Annotated in this window: 17 protein-coding genes; 8 read left to right on the top strand and 9 right to left on the bottom strand. The window is 37.1% G+C overall.

All coding sequences use genetic code 11. From position 1 onward, the window contains the following. The first annotated feature begins 227 nt into the window (after positions 1-227). From LF887_RS23235 to LF887_RS23200, 8 genes are all read left to right on the top strand, one after another. On the top strand, positions 228-722 hold the full coding sequence (locus LF887_RS23235; RefSeq protein ID WP_236856611.1) for a hypothetical protein: 495 nt from the start codon (positions 228-230) through the stop codon (positions 720-722). Positions 723-750: 28 nt separating this feature from the next. Continuing rightward, complete coding sequence (locus LF887_RS23230) at positions 751-1,578, top strand: YoaK family protein (protein ID WP_236856610.1); 828 nt, start codon at positions 751-753, stop codon at positions 1,576-1,578. Between the two features lie 319 nt (positions 1,579-1,897). After that, the gene (gene mutL / locus LF887_RS23225) at positions 1,898-3,685 is read left to right on the top strand and encodes a DNA mismatch repair endonuclease MutL (RefSeq protein ID WP_236856609.1); all 1,788 of its coding nucleotides are present in this window, start codon (positions 1,898-1,900) and stop codon (positions 3,683-3,685) included. A 5-nt stretch (positions 3,686-3,690) separates the two neighbouring features. Continuing rightward, on the top strand, positions 3,691-4,419 hold the full coding sequence (locus LF887_RS23220; RefSeq protein WP_236856608.1) for a rhomboid family intramembrane serine protease: 729 nt from the start codon (positions 3,691-3,693) through the stop codon (positions 4,417-4,419). Positions 4,420-4,428: 9 nt separating this feature from the next. After that, positions 4,429-5,421 carry an endonuclease/exonuclease/phosphatase family protein gene (locus tag LF887_RS23215; RefSeq protein WP_236856607.1) on the top strand — a complete coding sequence of 331 codons (993 nt, stop codon included), beginning with the start codon at positions 4,429-4,431 and terminating at the stop codon, positions 5,419-5,421. Between the two features lie 74 nt (positions 5,422-5,495). After that, complete coding sequence (locus LF887_RS23210) at positions 5,496-6,467, top strand: endonuclease/exonuclease/phosphatase family protein (RefSeq protein WP_236856606.1); 972 nt, start codon at positions 5,496-5,498, stop codon at positions 6,465-6,467. A 4-nt stretch (positions 6,468-6,471) separates the two neighbouring features. Next, positions 6,472-6,834, top strand: a complete 363-nt coding sequence (locus tag LF887_RS23205) for a hypothetical protein (RefSeq protein WP_236856605.1) — start codon at positions 6,472-6,474, stop codon at positions 6,832-6,834. A gap of 25 nt (positions 6,835-6,859) precedes the next feature. Next, positions 6,860-7,273, top strand: a complete 414-nt coding sequence (locus LF887_RS23200) for a hypothetical protein (protein WP_236856604.1) — start codon at positions 6,860-6,862, stop codon at positions 7,271-7,273. 76 nt (positions 7,274-7,349) lie between these two features. Here LF887_RS23200 and LF887_RS23195 read toward each other — a convergent pair whose 3' ends face one another. From LF887_RS23195 to LF887_RS23155, 9 genes are all read right to left on the bottom strand, one after another. After that, a complete protein-coding gene (locus tag LF887_RS23195; protein ID WP_236856603.1) occupies positions 7,350-8,903 on the bottom strand; it encodes a GH3 auxin-responsive promoter family protein in 1,554 nt (517 codons plus the stop codon). A 105-nt stretch (positions 8,904-9,008) separates the two neighbouring features. Beyond that, the gene (locus LF887_RS23190) at positions 9,009-9,419 is read right to left on the bottom strand and encodes a BrxA/BrxB family bacilliredoxin (RefSeq protein ID WP_236856602.1); all 411 of its coding nucleotides are present in this window, start codon (positions 9,417-9,419) and stop codon (positions 9,009-9,011) included. A 451-nt stretch (positions 9,420-9,870) separates the two neighbouring features. After that, positions 9,871-10,317 carry a GatB/YqeY domain-containing protein gene (locus tag LF887_RS23185; protein WP_236856601.1) on the bottom strand — a complete coding sequence of 149 codons (447 nt, stop codon included), beginning with the start codon at positions 10,315-10,317 and terminating at the stop codon, positions 9,871-9,873. A 90-nt stretch (positions 10,318-10,407) separates the two neighbouring features. Next, positions 10,408-12,324, bottom strand: coding sequence for a cell division protein FtsZ (ftsZ, locus tag LF887_RS23180; protein WP_236856600.1), 1,917 nt, complete (start codon positions 12,322-12,324; stop codon positions 10,408-10,410). Between the two features lie 90 nt (positions 12,325-12,414). Then, positions 12,415-13,800, bottom strand: coding sequence for a cell division protein FtsA (gene ftsA, locus LF887_RS23175; RefSeq protein WP_236856599.1), 1,386 nt, complete (start codon positions 13,798-13,800; stop codon positions 12,415-12,417). An 84-nt stretch (positions 13,801-13,884) separates the two neighbouring features. Next, positions 13,885-14,856 carry a cell division protein FtsQ/DivIB gene (locus LF887_RS23170; RefSeq protein WP_236856598.1) on the bottom strand — a complete coding sequence of 324 codons (972 nt, stop codon included), beginning with the start codon at positions 14,854-14,856 and terminating at the stop codon, positions 13,885-13,887. A gap of 64 nt (positions 14,857-14,920) precedes the next feature. After that, a complete protein-coding gene (gene murC, locus LF887_RS23165; protein ID WP_236856597.1) occupies positions 14,921-16,279 on the bottom strand; it encodes a UDP-N-acetylmuramate--L-alanine ligase in 1,359 nt (452 codons plus the stop codon). 76 nt (positions 16,280-16,355) lie between these two features. Then, on the bottom strand, positions 16,356-17,453 hold the full coding sequence (murG, locus tag LF887_RS23160) for an undecaprenyldiphospho-muramoylpentapeptide beta-N-acetylglucosaminyltransferase (protein WP_236856596.1): 1,098 nt from the start codon (positions 17,451-17,453) through the stop codon (positions 16,356-16,358). 61 nt (positions 17,454-17,514) lie between these two features. Next, positions 17,515-18,753: an FtsW/RodA/SpoVE family cell cycle protein gene (locus LF887_RS23155; protein ID WP_236856595.1), complete on the bottom strand. Its 1,239-nt coding sequence runs from the start codon at positions 18,751-18,753 to the stop codon at positions 17,515-17,517. Between the last annotated feature and the right edge of the window lie 43 nt (positions 18,754-18,796).

The raw sequence follows: 18,796 nt of genomic DNA, 5'->3' as shown, positions 1-18,796 counted from the left end.
AGGATACATTTCATTAATACAATAGGACTTACATAAAAATCTTATGGAGCAGATTCATCCATTTGTTCCTTTTCCTTTTTTACACATATTAAGTCCTCTTAACAATTTTCTAATCTCATTTTAATCTCTTTAATCACATTTTAATTCCATTCCAAAGATCCTCTAATCTGGTCGTTCTAGTTTTGTATCATCAAAAAAGATCAACACAATACAAAATAATAAAGAATATGGCTAAAACAATTTTAATTGCAACAGATTATTCTCTTGAGTCATTGAATATATTGAAAAAAGTGCTTAAAGGAAAAGATGCATCAGGAGATCAGAATCAATATAACATCCTTCTTACTTCAGGATATGATTCGGGAGATTCTATCAGAGATCTTTTATTCAATACCAAAACATCAGTTTTCAACAAGATCAGACCGGCAGAATTCTGTGATGCGTATGGAATTATTAAAAATAAATATCCCCACCTGATTAACAAAATCACCTGCGATGTTTTCACAGGAAGCTTTCAAAGAACATTCAATCAGTATGTAAAAGCTGAAAATATAGAAGAAGCCTATTATTCTTCATCTATTAAAAGCAAAGGAAAAGGAAAGTTTGACCTTATTCCTTATATCAAAAAAAGCAAAGAACTGCAGTCTCATGACATCACAGTAGAAGCAAGAGAAAAGCTTCCGGAAAGAGGAAGGCTGGCAGAGATCTTTGTAGAGGTCTAAAAGTGAATATAATTTAAAAAGATTAAAAATGTTAAGAAATTATAGTAACAGCAGGACACTGGGAGACAATATAAGATTGGGGACGCTGACTGCATTTACTGCAGGTACTATAAATATAGCATCCTTATTAATATTTCTCTCATTTACGTCAAATGTAACAGGACATTACGCTATTTTGGCCGCTGAGATCAGCAAAGGAAACTGGGCACAGGTTGGAGTAGTGGGAGTATGGATATTTTTATTCTTCTTCGGAAGCTTCCTGTCCAACTTTATTGTTATCAATTTTAATAAGAAAAGTAAATATTTTGCCCATTCGATGCCCATTGTACTGGAGATTATATGTCTTCTTTTTGTAGGAGTATACGGACAGCTTTATTACCAGAAAACATTGGCAGAAACCGAGTACCTGGTAGCCCTTATGTTATTTGCAACAGGACTTCAGAATGGATTAACGGCAAGTATATCAAACTTTTCTGTAAAAACAACCCACCTTACCGGAACTACAACCGACCTGGGAATTCTGGTGTCTATGTTTACCCAGAAGAGATATAGAAAAAACGGAGAGCTGATTGGAAGAGCAAAACTATTGCTGAGCATTATGATTTCCTATGTATTAGGTGCTGTATTTTCAGGATTGACCTATTACTATCTGGAATTCAGAGTCTTTTATGTTATCAGTATCTGTCTTCTGATCGTGATCGGATATGATGCTTATAAAATTCATATACGGCACTTCAACACAAAATACAGGTACAACAGGATTTATAGAAAACCAAACCTTTTTGCTTACCTCTATGAAAAGATCCATGGAATACCTAAAAGAGAAAAGAAAAGAAAACTTGTTTTTGATGAGTGATTAAATAAGAGTAAATCACTATAATTTTTGTATAAACTAGCTGTGAGCACCCTTATTTTATGATGGAATAGGGGTGTTTTTTTTGAAAATTAACTCCCAGATGGCTGAACTGTTATTATTTTATCTCCTTTTCAGGTAGGCAAAAAAGCCTGCCTCGTAATTAAATAAAGATTGTTGCTAAAGCCCTTCATTACAAACATTAAAAAAACCTGATGGGGATAAATAGGGTAAAATTGTTGATAATTAAATATTAAAACCCGGTTTTAATATTTTAATTCCCGTTTTCATTGACTATTTTTGTAAGTTGATTTACGTTTTTATGTCAGATATTATTCAGCTTTTACCGGATCATGTAGCTAACCAAATTGCAGCGGGAGAGGTGGTGCAGAGACCTGCATCCATCGTGAAGGAACTTTTGGAAAACGCTATAGATGCAGATGCTACAAGAATTGAATTGATCATCAGGGATTCCGGAAAAAACCTTATACAGGTGGTGGATGACGGGAAAGGGATGTCTGAAACAGATGCAAGAATGGCATTTGAAAGACATGCCACATCCAAGATTAAAGGAACGGAAGATATCTTTAAAATTGCAACAAAAGGGTTTCGCGGGGAGGCCTTGGCTTCTATTGCAGCAGTCTCTCAGGTTGAACTGAGAACGAAGCAGACAGCAGCGTCCATAGGAACCAATATTTATATCGAAGGCGGGGTTTTTCAGTTTCAGGACCCAATTCAGACAGCAGAAGGGTCAAACTTTTTGGTTAAAAATCTTTTCTACAACGTTCCTGCAAGAAGGAAGTTTTTGAAAAATAATAATGTAGAATTCAGACATGTAATTGATGAATTTCAGCGTGTTGCACTTGCGCACGAAGGACTGGAGTTTTCATTATTCCATGATGATGAGCCTGTTTTCAGACTGAGAAAAGGAAGTCAGATGCAGCGTATTGTGGATGTTTTTGGAAGAAAACTGCAGCCGCTTCTGATTCCTATCAAAGAAGATATTATCTGGTGTAAACTTCATGGCTTTGTTGCAAAACCTGAAGGAGCCAAAAAATCAAGAGGAGAGCAGTTTCTTTTCGTAAACGGAAGATATTTTAAAAGCCCACATTTCAATAAAGCAGTACAGGAAGCTTTTGAGGGGCTGCTTCAGCCCGGGTATGTGCCTTCGTTTTTTCTTTTTCTGGAACTTGATCCGGAGAAAATTGACGTTAATATTCATCCCCAGAAAACAGAAGTAAAGTTTGAAGATGAACATCTTATTTTTGCATTGCTTCGCTCTACTATCAAAAGATCACTGGGAATCTATAATGTATCTCCAAGTCTTGATTTTGACAGAGATCCTGAATTGGACGAGATGATGAACAAGCCTATTCCTAGTAAAGGAAACGGGGGTGGAAGCGGTATTATCAAAATGCCTGAAATCATCGTAGACAAAGATTATAATCCGTTTCTGGAAGAAAAAAATGTGCGTCCTGAAGAAATTCAGAACCTTACAGAAATGTACCATCAGAATATTACAGCAGAACCTTCAAAAATTAACTTGTTTGAAGATGAAGATTTTGATGAAGATCTGATGAGACTTCCCAACGGATACTGGCTTTTCAATAAGGGTGATATGACGCTAATGCTGGATCTTGGAAGAATGCACAGATTACTGGTGGCAGAAAACAATAAATCTACCAGAAAATCAAGCACCAACAGTCATGCACTTCTTTTCTCTCTGGAGTATCATATGAATGAGATCGAAAAAAATAAATACAATTCGATCAGAAAATATCTTCCGGAGCTTGGGTTTGACATGAAAATTGCTCATGAAAGTGTATTGAGAATAGATTCGCTTCCTGAAGGATTGAAAGAAACACAGGCAATGAAGTTTCTGGAGAACCTTTTTGAGATCCTGGAATATAAAACCGAGGACGAGTTTATGCATTATTACCATAATCAATGGAATAAAATGCAGTCTAAATCAAGATTTGACTTTATTTATAAAAAAGATGCGGAACAAGTTATCAAAGACTTTACAGCATTAGGCTTTCCGGAATTTCTGCCGGATGGTAAAAGATGCTTCTATGAAGTTCCGTTTAATGATTTTAAAAACAAATTTTAAAAAATATGTTTAACAATATACCGCCGATTACACGAAATATTATCATTATTAATGTAATAGTATTCATTGTTACCTCTTTACTTGGAAATCAGGTTATTGGTTATCTTGCTGGTTTTTATCCTTTTTCACCATTCTTCCACTCATGGCAGATTATAACCCATATGTTTATGCATGGGAGTATTATGCATATTTTATTTAATATGTTGACGCTCTTCAGTTTTGGTCCTATTCTGGAACAGACATTGGGAGATAGAAAATATTTGATACTTTACTTTGCAAGTGGTTTAGGAGCCTTTTTCCTTTTCAATCTATGGAATTTTGTAGAAGTTCAGAATATTTCCAATGAATTACAACAGTTGGGTTTAAATGTGAGTGCATACCTGTCCGGTGCAAGTGTAGAGTTTTCTGGAAGTGCTGATTCTGTTCTTAGGCAAAAAGAGCTATTAGGAAACTTAAAAGATATTGTGGCAACACCTATGGTGGGGGCTTCAGGAGCTATTTTCGGAATTGTAGCAGCATTTGCAACCCTATATCCGGATTCTAAAATCGGAATTATGTTTATTCCGGTTCCTATCAAAGTAAAATATCTGTTACCCATTATTGTTGTGGTTTCCGTATACCTGGGCGTTTCCGGAAACGGAGGGGGAATTGCTCATCTCGCTCACGTAGGTGGGGCTCTGGTCGGCTGGCTGCTGGCAAGAATATGGAAAAAACACCTTTACAGATTCAATTAAGAGTATATTGTGAAGATTTTTCGGCTCATACTACTGATCCTGCATCTGGGAATTCTGTTTCTGGTACTGTGTACTTTATTGAATGCTTACATTCCACCTAAAATTTTTCCGTGGTTTAATCTGCTTTCTTTAGGCTTCCCGATTCTTATTACTCTATATATTGTCTTAACGGTATTTTGGGTGTTAAGCTGGAAAAAAAGAGCCTTTGTATTCATGTTTGTGGGTTTGTTGTTTTTAAATCCTGTAAAACGCTGGGTTAATTATTCCTCTGATATAAAAAAGAGATCAGATCTTAAAGTGTTGTCTTTCAATACCAGAACGGGAGTGTATAAGAGGCAGGAAGTTGCTGATTATCTGAAATCTCATAAAGCAGATGTTGTTCTTTTGCAGGAAGATTCCGGAAACGGATATGAGTTTGAAGGTTATGATAAAATAAGCACCCCGGTAGGTCTTACGATTCTTACAAGGCATAAAATCATCAGTAAAAAAATTATAGATCCGCAGGTGGATGGTTTAGGATCTCCTGCTTTACAGGCGGACATCCAGATAAATGGTATAGTGTATCGGTTTATTGACGTTTATCTTGAGCCGTTCCGGTTTGAAAAAGAAATGATAAAGCTTGACGGAAATACTGATGCTGATGAAGAAAAGGTAAAAGATATTGTGAAAAAGCTTATTCCTACCTTTAAAAAACATCAGGATCAGGTCACACTGATCAGACAATTGGTAGATGACTCTCCATATCCTGTTATTTTAGCCGGTGATTTCAACTCAGTTCCGAATTCTTATGAATATTACCACTTATCCGAAGGGCTTGAAGATGCATTTCTGACTTCTGGAAAAGGAAGTGCTACCAGTTTTCATGATTATAAATTTCCAATCAGGATTGATTATGTATTTTCTTCAAAAGCATTGCATGCTGTTTCCTATGAAGTAGACCGCTCTGTCAGTCTTTCAGACCATTATCCGGTCATTGCAAAATTTTCAATAGAGAATAAATAATCACAAAAAGAGTTAAATTTTAACTCCTTGGTAGGGTTTTTGCTTAAAAATATCCGTACCAAGACCGTTTTTTCATGAAGTCGAATCAGATATTACTATTTATACATATCGCTGTGGGTGTTTTGCTGTTGTGCACACTCGGGAATGCATGGGTTCCGCCTAACCTTTTGGGTAGCCTTAACCTGCTTTCTCTAGGCTTTCCCTATCTGATGGCGGCACACTTGATTCTTACCGTGGTTTGGATCATTAAAAGACAGAAAATAGCTATTGCTTTTGTCCTGGGGACCTTTATATTCTACAATCCAATCCGTCGATGGATCAACTTTTCTCCCAAAACAGATAATGAAAAGACAATACGAGATATAAAAGTACTTACTTTTAATGTGAAATATGGAGAATATGGCTGGGATAAAGTAAAGAACTATATCAAAGAGCAAAATGCTGATATTATCCTGGTTCAGGAAAAAGATACCAATCGTGCTTTAAAGCAGGACCTTGTAAAATATCCTTCTGTTATTCTTAAAACAAAACATAAAATTGTAAGACAGGCCCAGCTGATTGATGAAAAAGCAAGAGGGAATTCCTTCTATGCTGATGTGGATATCAATGGGAAGATTATCAGAATTGTAAATGTGTACCTGGAGCCTTTCAGGCTTCATAAATCAATGTTTACAAAACTGGACGCTTTAGGTTTTGGTAATGTTTCTACTTTGCTTTCACATATGACTCCCACTTTTCAGGCTCATGAAGAGCAGGTAAAAAGAATCAGAAAAATAGTAGACCTTTCACCTTATCCCGTTATTTTGGCCGGCGACTTCAATTCCGTTCCCAATTCTTATGAGTATTACAACCTTGGGAAAGACCTTCAGGACGCCTTTTTGGTTGCAGGAAAAGGGAGTGCAAGCAGTTTTCATGATTATAAAGTGCCGTTGAGAATTGATTATATTTTTACTTCAAAATCAATCATCCCCTTAAGCTATAAAGTAGATCATTCTGTGGAATTATCGGATCACTATCCTGTAATTGCAGAATTTCTGCTAAATTAGTTCCATGAAAAATTTACTGTCTGCGATTTTTATTTTTACAATCCTTTTTTCTGCCTGCTCAAAGAAAGAGTCACCGGGTTTTAGTGCTGAACAGGACGTCAAAATTTATTATGATACGATGGCTGTTGATTCTTTTTCTACGGGAGCTATTACGGTAGATATTGCCCGCAAGATAAGAATGTCATCACCACAATATCAGGATTCTTTAAAACAGGCTAAAAAGGTTCAGGAGGAAGAAAAAAAGCTAAAGGCAGAACTTGAAAAGGAAAATAAAGCCAAGTTGGAAGAGGAAAAGAAAAAAACAGAGGCTGAAAAGAAACAAAAGACTTCGGAAACGCCTGTTCAAAAAGAAACCAAAACAGAATAAACCAAACTTTTTTAAAATATAAAATATGAAAAAGCAAATTATCGCAGCTTTAGTGATCTCTGTATTCACCGTTGCATGCACAAAATCCACAACAAAGTCAGAGCAGATAGAAAATGCTGACGGTTCGGTGACCACTACTACCACTACTGTTACGGAAACTCCTTCTAATTTGGTTGATTCTTCTAAAGTGAATAAAGCAAAAGAAGATGTTAAAACAAAAGTAGATGAAGCCGGTAACAAAATTGACGATGCGGCTCAGAAAGCGAAAGATAAGATTGATGCTACAGCAGATAAGACCAAACAGGATCTTCATAAGGCCGGGCAAGACATCAAAACAGAAGCTGACAAAGCAGGGAAAGACGCAAAGGAAGCGGCTAGGAAAGGAGCTTCAAAGATAGAAGATGCGGCTAAAAAAGTAAAAGAAGATTTAAGTAAATAAAAGAAAACCGCAGTAATTCTGCGGTTTTTGTTTTTATGTAGTGGTGGATAATCCGACATTTTGGAAATGCCGGATTTTAGCCATTCTGATTTTTATATATTTCAATATCCACGGTCCCTTTATTTAATTCCAGTAAAGGATCAATATATTCTCTGTCGTTGCTTAACCTTGGAACCTTATTCTGGCCGCCAAGCTTTCCTTTGGACTCCAGCCAGTTGTAGAATAAATTCTGCCTTGCAATGTGAACAATAGGCCTTCTGAGCGTCATATTATTATATCTTTTTGCTTCGTAATCAGAATTGATGGTTTTCAGATGCTGATCAAAACAATCAACAAAGCTTTCCAGGCTATCCGGATGCTGGCTGAACTCAAAGATCCATTCATGGGCACCTCCTTCATTTTCTTTCATGAAAACCGGAGCTCCCGTAAACTCTGTAACAAGTGCACCCGTAGCTTCACAAGCCTTAGAAAGTGCAGATTCTACATTGGTGATCATCAGTTCTTCTCCGAAAGCATTAATATAATGCTTCGTTCTCCCTGTGATTTTTATTCTGAAAGGATTGGTGGAGGTAAATACTACTGTATCTCCAATGAGGTATCTCCATAATCCGCCATTGGTAGTGATCACCATAGCGTAGTTTTTTCCCGTTTCCACATCCTCAAGGCTTACCACTTTTGGATTGGAATGATGAAACTGATCCATTGGAATAAACTCGTAGAATATACCGTAATCCAGCATCAGGAGCATTTCATCACTATTGGATCTGTCCTGTATACCGAAGAACCCTTCAGATGCATTGTAAATTTCGTAGTAATTGATGTTTTTTCCAATGATCTGTCTGTATTGCTCCCTGTAGGGCTTGAAACTGATTCCACCGTGAAAAAACACCTCTAAATTCGGCCATAGCTCAGAAATACTTCCTACGTTGGTTTCTTTTAAAACTCTTTGCAGAAGAACCAGCATCCAGCTTGGAACTCCAAGAATGCTTCCCACATCTTCATTCTTTACTTCTGAAGTGATGGCTTTTAGCTTACTTTCCCATTCAGACATCAGGGAAACCTTTTTACTCGGGGTGGTGGTAATTTCTACCCAGAAAGGAAGATTATCAATTAAAATGGCAGACAGATCCCCAAATTTGGTATTGAAATCTGCATACAGTTCTGAACTTCCTCCCAGGCGGAGATTTTTATTAGTGAAAAGCTGATTTTCAGGATGATTGTTGGCATAGATGGATACCATATCCTTTCCGGCTTTCATATGACAATACTCGAGGCTTTCTGCTGAAATAGGAATAAACTTACTTTTAGCATTAGTAGTTCCTGATGACTTGGCAAAATGTTTAATAAGTCCTGGCCAGCTTACATCTTTATATCCCTGCCTTGCTCTTTCAATATAAGGTTCAAAATCTTCATAAGTGACTATCGGAACTTTATTTTTAAAGTCCTGATAGCTTGAAATAGAGTTGAATCCGTACTGTTTGCCATATTCTGTGTCTTCCGCATGAAACAATTGTGAAAATAAGATTCCTTTCTGTGTTTCAATAGGATGATCCATGAAATTCTGTATCTGATCAATCCTTTGACGGATGAACCAGTTGACTACGGTATTGAAAAGTGCTTTGGTTGCCATTCCAACAAATATAATGATATTTGAATTTTCTGAGAATTTTTTCTGGGATTAAATAAAAAAACCGTTACAAAATAAGTAACGGTTTGATATCTAAGGTGTTGTTTATTAACAATACTCGTCGTAAGCAGCTTGAAGGTTTGCTGCAATAGCTCCTGCAGGGTTTCCTTCAATGTGGTGTCTTTCCAGCATGTGAACCAATTCTCCGTCTTTGAAGAGTGCCACACATGGAGAACTTGGAGGGAATGGAGCAAGGTGTTTTCTTGCTTCAACTACTGCCTCAGTATCAAATCCTGCAAAAACAGTTGTTAAATGATCAGGCTTCTTGTCTCCGGTTAAAGAATACACTACTCCCGGTCTTGCAGCTCCCGCAGCACATCCGCATACGGAGTTGATCACTAATAATGTTGTGCCAGACTGTTTTAAAGCATCTTCTACCTGAGCAGGGCTTGTTAAGTCCTGGAAACCTTTATCTGTAAGCTCTGCCTTCATTGGCATTACTAAATCTGTTGGATACATATATTTTGTTTTTTTTATCTGTACAAAGTTACACAATTCTTTACGTTTAGTCAATATATAATAACTATCAACGGTTTAGTCATATAAAATTAACCAAATGTTAATAGTTCAACAATATTCATAAAAATGTGAATTAAGATTAGGAATAATGAAATATATTTATTAAATTTGAAATGATTCTGAAAAACAAACGACCATGAAAAAAACATTTAAGGCTTTCCCTCGAGCAATCAATCACTTAAATGCTGTTTGAAAAATGAAGTAAATTTATTCTTTTTTTCAGTTTTGAATCAAACTGAATAACAAATTTTAATATCCAAAAAAAGCGAAGCCCGGAACTGAAAAGTTCCGGGCTTCTAATCAAATCGATATGCAAAGGTTGAATATCCTTAACGAATGGTATGAGATCTTTATCTGCGGGCGCAAGATTACTCCTGAGGCCCGGATCTCATTATGAAAGGAGCTTTTTAACCATCTCGGAAATACTTTTTCCGTCAGATTTTCCGGCCAGCGCTTTTGACGCTGCTCCCATTACCTTCCCTAAATCTTTGATAGATTCAGCTCCGGTTTCAGAAATAATATTTTTAATTTCTGTTTCTAATTCTTCTGCAGAAAGCTGTTTTGGTAAAAACTTCTCAATCACTTTCATTTGTGCATCTTCTACTTCAGCAAGATCTTGTCTTCCTTGTGCAGTAAACTGCTCGAAAGAGTCCTTACGCTGCTTGATCATTCTCTGAAGAATGGCAATTTCCTGTTCTGCGGAAACTTCAGCGCCTCTGGCTTCAGTTTTTAAAAGAAGAATTTGAGATTTTACGGCACGAAGAGAATCCAGAGCTACCCTGTCTTTCTCTCTCATAGCTGTTTTTATAGCTTCACTGATTATATTTTCTAAACTCATGTTGTCTTTATTAGTATTAGCTTAAAAAAGATTAATGTATTGATGTAAAACCATTAATACATTTTACATCAATACATTAATACACTTATTTTAGTCTACATCTTTATTTAAAAATCTGTTTTCTCTGATTTGCATGGATCCATTGTTGTCAGACAGATAAGTGTTGATATTCTGGTCTGAAGCATTGTTTCCGTCAATTGAAATATTTTTTCTTTTGAAAGCAGGAATAGATTCAAACTCACTCGTACTGTCAAAGCTCTGATAACGTGAATTGAATTCTTTTAGTTTATTTCTTCTTTCAATAACTCTGTCCTGATCGATCGTTTTGTTCACGAAAGTGAATTCTGATTCTTCAGTTTTTGGAGTCTCAATTTCTGTTCTGCTTTCAAAAGCGGGTTTTGTTTCAACTTTGGGTTCCTCCTGTTTCTGATAGAAAGTTTCAATCTTTTGAGCAGGTTCAGCTACAGCGCTTGCTGGTGCATTAAACTCTGCCTTTGGCTGTCCAAAATCAGTTTTAGGCTCATTTCTGGTTGGCTCATTGACAAAAAAGCTGAATTCAACAGGTTTCTGTTCTGAGAAAGAATTGTTGAAAGTGCTTCCAGACTGAGGTTCATCTTTCTTATTGTCAAAATCAAATTTGAAAGACTGAATTTCAAGATCATTTGGATCTTCATTTTCTTCATCAACAGAGAATAAACTGTACGCATCCTGCTCGCTTTCTTCTTCATTTCTCCAGCTCTGCTCAGGGGTGTTTAGTGCATTATCCTCTTTATCAGAGAATTTTATTTCTCTTTTGATCTCCTCTTCCTCAATAATCATTTTTTTTTCAATAGAGGTCACCTTGAACTGTTGAGTATCATGGTCTTCATCATCTAATCTGAAATGATTGATTCTATTGGTATCGTAGGTTGTTTCCGGAGCAATCTCTCTTTCTTCTCTTGTTTTAAAAGGAGAAGATTTTGGAGACTCAAAGCTGTCATTAAGACTGATTCTTATTTTTTCTGTAGGACCTGAAAACTTTTTGTTGTCATTAGAGAATCCTGTTGCGATAACAAGAACACTTACAGCATCCCCTAGTTCTTCATCAGCACCTACCCCAAAAATAATATCGGCTGTATTTCCTGCCTCTTTCTGGATATGATCCATGATGATACCGATTTCGTCCATGGTAACTTCTTCAGCACCACTTCTGATCAGTAACAGGACATTTTTGGCACCTGTAATCTTATTATCATTTAATAATGGAGAATCAAGAGCTTTTCTTACTGCTTCTTCAGCCTTATTTTCACCTGAAGCAGTTCCTGTAGACATCAGAGCAGTTCCTGAATTCTGAAGTACAGATTTAGCATCTCTAAAGTCAATGTTTACATCAAAGTAACCTGTAATAACTTCTGCCATACCTTTCGCGGCATTTGCTAAAACTTCATCGGCTTTTGAGAAGCCCTGTTTGAATCCAAGGTTTCCGAACTGCTGTCTCAATTTATCATTGTTGATAACAATTAATGAGTCAACATTATTTTTTAATTTTTCAAGACCGTTTTCAGCTTGCTCCAGTCTTCTTTTTCCTTCGAAGCTGAAAGGGACAGTCACAATACCTACTGTTAAAATCCCCATGTCTTTTGCTACTTTAGCAATCACGGGAGCCGCTCCGGTACCGGTACCACCACCCATTCCGGCAGTGATAAACACCATCTTGGTGTTCTGGCCCATGGCTGCTTTGATATCTTCAATACTTTCAATAGCTGATTTTTCCCCCACTTCAGGGTCTGCGCCAGCCCCCAGACCTTCCGTAATGGAAGTTCCTAGCTGAACTTTATTGGCAACGGGGTTATTGTCAAGTGTCTGAGCATCTGTGTTACAAACCACGAAGTCTACCCCGTGGATACCTTTTTCGTACATGTGCTTCAGAGCGTTGTTACCACCGCCCCCTACACCGATTACTTTTATGATGGATGAATTTCCTTTTGGTAAATCAAATGAAAATCCTTGTGTACCTATATTTTCCATAACTATACTTTTTATAATTATAATTGATAATTGATTAATGATCATTGATAAGGAAAAGATCATTTATCGCTTATCATTCTCATTTATAATTTACTCTACTTCTTCAAAGAATTTTTTTACTTTTTCCATAAGCGACTGCCCGAATGTCAGTTTAGCTTTTCTGTTTTGCTGCTTTTCCTTTTCAACAGGCTGCTGCTCCTGAACGGGTGCTGTCTGTTGAACCGTTTGGGTAGTTTCCGCCTGTGCAGTAACTACTTCCGGCTTAGGCTGCTCAATCTCAACTTCTTCCACGTCATCAGCATTCTGCTTTTTATCTCTGATCTTTAAACTCTCCATCAGTAACCCAATAGAGGTAGCAAATTCAGGGCCTTTCAGGTACTGATTTTTATCGTTGGCGATATATTCATTAGCAAAACCGATTCTGCTGTCAAAACCTGTGGTATAATTCGCCAGTTGACGCAGGTGTTTCAGATTTGAACCACCTCCTGTCAGAACAATTCCGGCAATCAGCTTTTTCTTTTGTTCAAAGGCACCATACGCTTTCAGCTCGGTATTTACCATTTCCAGAATTTCTTCTACTCTTGCATTGATGATCTGTGCCAGAGTTTTTAAAGAAATTTCCTTGTCTGGTCTTCCGTGAAGTCCGGGAATTGTTACAAAAGTACTGTCTTTTTCCAATTCGGGAACAGCCGAACCAAATTTTACTTTCAATTGTTCAGCATGTTTCTCAATAATGGAACAGCCTTCTTTTATATCTTCAGTAATAATCCCGCCTCCGTAAGGAATAACACAGGTATGACGGATGATATTATCTTTAAAGATAGCAATATCAGTAGTACCGCCACCAATGTCAACAATGGCTACACCGGCTTCTTTTTCTTCTTTTGTAAGAACCGCTTCTGAAGATGCCAATGGCTCCAGGGTAAGGGCCTCCATTTCCAGCCCGGCTTCGCGAACACATCTTGCAATGTTTCTGATGCTGCCCATTTGGCCTACTACAACATGGAAATTAGCTTCTAAACGTTTTCCGTGCATCCCGACAGGTTCCTGAATTTCACCTTCGGAATCCACTTTATATTCTTGAGGAAGTACATGGATAATTTCTTCTCCAGGAAGCATGACCAGCTTCTTGACCTGGTCTTTTAACGCTTCAATGTCATCGTCTGTAATAAATTTATCCGGATGTTCACGCATAATATAATCGGAGTGCTGCAGAGAACGTATGTGTTTTCCTGCAATACCTACCGTAACCTTGCGGATAGGAACTCCAGCACTGGATTGTGCTTCGGATACTGCAGCCTTGATTGAATTAATGGTTTGCGAAATATTATTCACAATCCCTTTATGAACACCAAGACTTTTAGCTTTTCCTACACCGAGAACTTCTATCTTCCCGTGTGCATTCCTTCTTCCGACAATCGCGACTATCTTCGTTGTCCCGATGTCCAGACCTACTGAATACTCTTGATTTTCCATTTTTTATATCGATTTGATTTTTTCTACTTTTTCCATTATCAGGACCGGTCCTGTTTTATATTAAATTGTCTTTTAGAGACTCTTTTATTCTATTTTAACCTTGGCTTTCGGCTTTGGTTTGGACGGTGCCGGGGCCTTTGTTTTTTTCTCTGTTTTTTTTGTTTCCTTAGTATGCGTTTTTTGTTTTGTACTTTCCTTGGGTTTTGCTGATGAGGAATTTACTTTTTTTTCTTCAGCTATCTTTAGCTTAGTTTCTGTTCTCTTCATTCCCTGAGCAGGTATCTTCGCCAGTTCCAGCTTTCCAGCTTTTAAAATACTGTCGTTTTCCTTAAAATAAGGGTTTAAAGTCGTTACAATCTGGTTCTGATATTTTACAGAAACCATACTGTATTTTTGAGGATCCTGATAGACCAAGTATTTTTCTACAAAAGTTTTAAATCCTTTTACTTTAAAATCAATGTTTTCCAGATCTCCAATTTCTACTCTGTAATTCCCTTCGCTTGTCAGAAGGCTGTAACTGTCTTTGCTTTTTGAAATTCCAATAAAGTATTTTTTGCTGAAATCATCTTTATCGATCTTTTCTACCAGCTCTGCCAGTTTTTTATATTCTTCAGGCTGTACATTTCCTGTTACCAGCATACAAGGGTGAGAATAGGTCCTTGAAATGGGAAACTCAGTTCCTCTTTCATCTACATAAAAATCTTTTCCATCTTTATTGAGCCTGAAAACAGGAACTCTCTGTTTGATATCCAGATTCAGTTTTCCGTTTAAGTTCAGATAGACATTGGCACTATCAACTGCCGGCAAAGAATTGATCTTTTTTTCTAAGGCAGGGATATTCAGTTCTCCTACTTTTCCCGAAGGGTTTTCTCTTCGGACGATCTCTCGAATGTCTTTTTCATCCACAAAATAAACCGGAGTTCTCTCGCTCATTTTTACAGAAATTTTATTGTCTGTAATCTGCTCATTGCTGAATCTCTTCAAAGAGAAACTCAGTAATAATCCAAGGATGATTACAGTGACAACAATTTTTAATATTCTGTATTTATTTTTCATACTTTTTTGTATTCATGTATTGATGTAAAATGTATTCATGAATACGTTAATACATTATTACTTTTTACAATTCACTTATCCACTCACAGATAGGGTCATACAGGGTGTCTATATTCCCCGCACCTACTGTAAGGAGGATATCAAAATCTTTTTCTTTTATTTTTTCAAAAGCATCTGATAAATTGGATACTTCCTTTTTCTCTAATGTTACTTTTTCTAAAAGCCAGTTTGAAGTGATTCCTTCAAAATTCTCCTGAAGTTCTCTTGCAGGATAAATATCTAGTAAAATCAATTCATCAGCTTTACTTAAGCTTTCTGCAAATCCGTCTGCGAAATCTCTTGTTCTGCTGAACAGGTGTGGCTGGAAAGCTACCAATAGTTTTTTATCAGGGTAAAATGTTTTAATTGAACCCATTACGGCATTGATTTCTGTTGGATGATGAGCATAATCATCAATATAAATTTTACCGTTTTGATAAATATGTTTGGTATATCTTCTTTTAATTCCTTTAAAATTGGCAATTGCTTTTTTCAGCGTATCAAAATCTGCGCCCAAATTGCGAAGAATAGCCAGTGCTACCGTAGCATTTTCAACATTGTGGATTCCAGGGATCTCCCATATGAAATCTTTTATTGTTTCTGTTGGGGTATGGAAGTCAAAATAAATTTTATCATGGTCCATACGCAGGTTGTCAGAATAGTAATCAGCAGGCTCGTTTACGGCATAAGTTCTATGAGGTCTGCCTATGTCAATTCCTTTTCTTACAAATAGCTGCTGATCTTGCGGAACCAATGCTGCAAACTCTCTGAATCCTTCTTCAATATGACTTTTATCTCCATAAATATCCAAATGGTCTGCATCTATAGAAGTCACTACAGCCCAGTCCGGGGAAAGGCTTAAGAAGCTTCTGTCATACTCATCAGCTTCTACGACGGAATAAGTTGAACCATTATATAGAAAGTTGGATTTAAAATTTTCAGAAATACCACCTAAAAAGCATGAGAAAGGAAGATTGGCTTCTTTACATAAATGAGCCACAAGGGTAGACGTTGTTGTCTTTCCGTGAGTTCCTGCTATTGCAATACAGTCTGTATTTTCTGTAATTAATCCTAAAACTTTAGCACGTTTCAATACTTCAAACTGATTTTCATTGAAATAATCTAATATACTCAGCACTTTGATAGCGGGGGTGTAGATGACCAATGTGTCCTCTTTCTGAAGAGACGTGATTCTTTCATCAATATGATCTTCAAAAACAATATCAATACCCTCCTTCATCAGATTCTGAGTGAGTTTAGTATTGGTTTTATCGTATCCCAATACTTTTTTCCCGGATGCATTGAAATAGCGTGCCAATGCACTCATTCCGATACCTCCGATTCCAACGAAGTAAAAAGTCTGATATGTCTGTAAAATATTCATTTATTTCTTTTGTATTATTGTATTCATTTAAAATGTACTGATTATTTTTCGTTACTTCATTTTACGATGATACTTTTTACATTAATTTAAAAATTTCGTCCACAATCTCTTTTGCAGCATCAGGCTTGGCAAAATACTTCAGATTATCGGACATTTCTTTTCTTACACTTTCGTTTTCGCAGATATCTGATAATGTATTCCAGAATTTTTCCTGCATTTCAGAGTCTTTTACCATTCTCGCTGCATTTTTGTCTACAAGGTTCATGGCATTTTTAGTCTGATGGTCTTCCGCTGCAAAAGGGAATGGCACCAGGAGAACCGGTTTCTTTGCGACTGCCAACTCTGAAATGGCAATGGCTCCAGCTCTTGAAACAATCACATCGGCAGCAGAATAAGCCAGCTCCATGTCTTTGATGAATTCACGGATCTGAATATTGGTGGTGTCAATGTCTTTTGTTTCGTCTAAAATATTTTTATAATCAAGCTTTCCTGTCTGCCAGATCAGCTGATAATCTTTATCTGCAATTTCTTTTAAATGGGTTTTCCAGGCATTATTTAATGTTCTGGATCCTAAAGAACCACCTACGGATAAAATGGTAAGCTTGTCTTTACTGAGTCCCATTTTTTCTTTTGCCAGATCAGTTTCCTGCATTCCCGAAACAATAACTGAACGGATCGGATTTCCCAGAAATTTTATTTTTTCAGCCGGAAAGCCTTCTACTTTTGGGTAGGCTGTAAAAACAGCTTTTGCTTTCTTGCTTAAAATTTTATTAGTTACCCCTGCGTAGGCATTTTGTTCCTGTATGAAAATCGGAATTCCCATTTTGCTTGCTTCATAAAGAGCAGGTCCGCTTGCAAAACCTCCTGTCCCAACTGCAAAATCGGGAGCAAAACTTTTAATGATTCTTTTTGACTTAGATAAACTTTTCAGAATTTTGAAAGGTAATCCTAAGTTGGATAACAAGTTTCCTCTGTTGATTCCGGCGATATCAATTCCTTCTATTTTGTAGCCAGCCTGAGGAACTTTTTCCATTTCCATTTTTCCGTTGGCTCCGATGAACAAAAACTCTGCATCAGGAAATCTTTGCTTGATTTCGTCTGCAATGGCAATGGCAGGGAAGATATGTCCTCCTGTTCCTCCGCCTGATAGTATTATTTTTAACTTTTTGTTCATTTTCTTAATAGGACTGCGTCCGATTTTTTTTGTTAAATCGTCTTTTTGAGACTCTTTGATATTATGCGATATCGTTTATCTCTGCTATACTTTGTTTTTTTCCCATTCCTTCTTCATCATAAATCTGAATTCTGGAACTTATATTTAAGATAATTCCTAACTGTAAATAGGTCACCAGCATGGAGGTTCCTCCGTAGCTTATCAATGGCAGTGGCTGTCCGGTTACCGGGATAAGATTCACTGCAACGGCAATGTTTACGGAAAGCTGTATAAAAATCATTACCCCGAGACTGAGCACGAGGAGTGAGCCGAAGAATGCCGGCATTTTACTGGCAATCATTACAATCCGTATCATCATGATCAGGTACAAACTGATCAGAAAAGTGGCACCAATTACTCCGTATTCTTCTACAATTACAGCGAAAATAAAGTCGGAGGCAGACTGTGGAAGCATTTGCTTTAAGGCACTTTTTCCGGGTCCCATTCCTGTAATTCCACCATGTACAATTGCGGCTTTGGCCTGCATTACCTGATAATTTTTGGCTTTGATGCTTTCGTCATCGCTATCCGTTGTTTTTGCTTTACTTGATGTAAATGTTTCGATACGGCTCATCCATGTATGTACACGGTTCCCTCCGATCATATTGGTGTTTAAAGCAATTAACAGGAAGAATACGATGGCCACAAATGATGCGGAAATAAATCCTGCAATATACTTCCAGTGTAGCTGTCCTATAATCAGAACAATGACTGAAACCAGCAAAATCATTAAGGCGGTTGACCCGTTGTCTTTTGCTACCAATACGAAAACAAGCAGGATAGGCCCGAAGATATACATGATGTTCTCTATCGGAAGCCTCTCTCTTGTTATCTTTTTGGTCAAATATCTGCACAGATAAATGATCAACATTAAGAATGCAAATGATGAAGGCTGGAATGAAATTGGTGTACCCGGAATTTTAAGCCATCTGGAAGCACTGGCTCCGTCAATGGTTTGTCCGGTAAACATGGTGACTATCAATAGAACAATCATCAGCCCAAGCAGAATACTGCTGAGCTTTCCTATATATTCATATTTTACAGTCCCTACCAGTCTCATGATTCCAAGACCCAGGACTACAAAGAACATATGCTTGATAACGTGACCGGTAGTGGTCCCGTTATTGACAATATATTCCAGATTTGAACTTGCAGAATATACAGGGAAAATAGAGAAGATGGAAATCACAAGGATGACCATCCAAAGTACTTTATCGCCCTTTAGAAACTCAAATCTGCTTTCTGTGTTCTGTTCGTCCATAATATTGTATTCATGTACCGATGTAAAATGAATTCATGAGTTA

This window comes from Chryseobacterium sp. MEBOG06, from assembly GCF_021869765.1.
Classification (GTDB): Bacteria; Bacteroidota; Bacteroidia; order Flavobacteriales; family Weeksellaceae; genus Chryseobacterium.
This window is presented reverse-complemented; position numbering and strand designations above follow the sequence as displayed.

Bases quoted from the DNA above. Each gene is read 5' to 3' on its own strand.
- LF887_RS23235 (WP_236856611.1), top strand. From the start codon at position 228: ATGGCTAAAACAATTTTAATTGCAACAGATTATTCTCTTGAGTCATTG.
- LF887_RS23230 (WP_236856610.1), top strand. From the start codon at position 751: ATGTTAAGAAATTATAGTAACAGCAGGACACTGGGAGACAATATAAGA.
- mutL (WP_236856609.1), top strand. From the start codon at position 1,898: ATGTCAGATATTATTCAGCTTTTACCGGATCATGTAGCTAACCAAATT.
- LF887_RS23220 (WP_236856608.1), top strand. From the start codon at position 3,691: ATGTTTAACAATATACCGCCGATTACACGAAATATTATCATTATTAAT.
- LF887_RS23210 (WP_236856606.1), top strand. From the start codon at position 5,496: ATGAAGTCGAATCAGATATTACTATTTATACATATCGCTGTGGGTGTT.
- LF887_RS23205 (WP_236856605.1), top strand. From the start codon at position 6,472: ATGAAAAATTTACTGTCTGCGATTTTTATTTTTACAATCCTTTTTTCT.
- LF887_RS23200 (WP_236856604.1), top strand. From the start codon at position 6,860: ATGAAAAAGCAAATTATCGCAGCTTTAGTGATCTCTGTATTCACCGTT.
- LF887_RS23195 (WP_236856603.1), bottom strand. From the start codon at position 8,903: ATGGCAACCAAAGCACTTTTCAATACCGTAGTCAACTGGTTCATCCGT.
- LF887_RS23190 (WP_236856602.1), bottom strand. From the start codon at position 9,419: ATGTATCCAACAGATTTAGTAATGCCAATGAAGGCAGAGCTTACAGAT.
- LF887_RS23185 (WP_236856601.1), bottom strand. From the start codon at position 10,317: ATGAGTTTAGAAAATATAATCAGTGAAGCTATAAAAACAGCTATGAGA.
- ftsZ (WP_236856600.1), bottom strand. From the start codon at position 12,324: ATGGAAAATATAGGTACACAAGGATTTTCATTTGATTTACCAAAAGGA.
- ftsA (WP_236856599.1), bottom strand. From the start codon at position 13,800: ATGGAAAATCAAGAGTATTCAGTAGGTCTGGACATCGGGACAACGAAG.
- LF887_RS23170 (WP_236856598.1), bottom strand. From the start codon at position 14,856: ATGAAAAATAAATACAGAATATTAAAAATTGTTGTCACTGTAATCATC.
- murC (WP_236856597.1), bottom strand. From the start codon at position 16,279: ATGAATATTTTACAGACATATCAGACTTTTTACTTCGTTGGAATCGGA.
- murG (WP_236856596.1), bottom strand. From the start codon at position 17,453: ATGAACAAAAAGTTAAAAATAATACTATCAGGCGGAGGAACAGGAGGA.
- LF887_RS23155 (WP_236856595.1), bottom strand. From the start codon at position 18,753: ATGGACGAACAGAACACAGAAAGCAGATTTGAGTTTCTAAAGGGCGAT.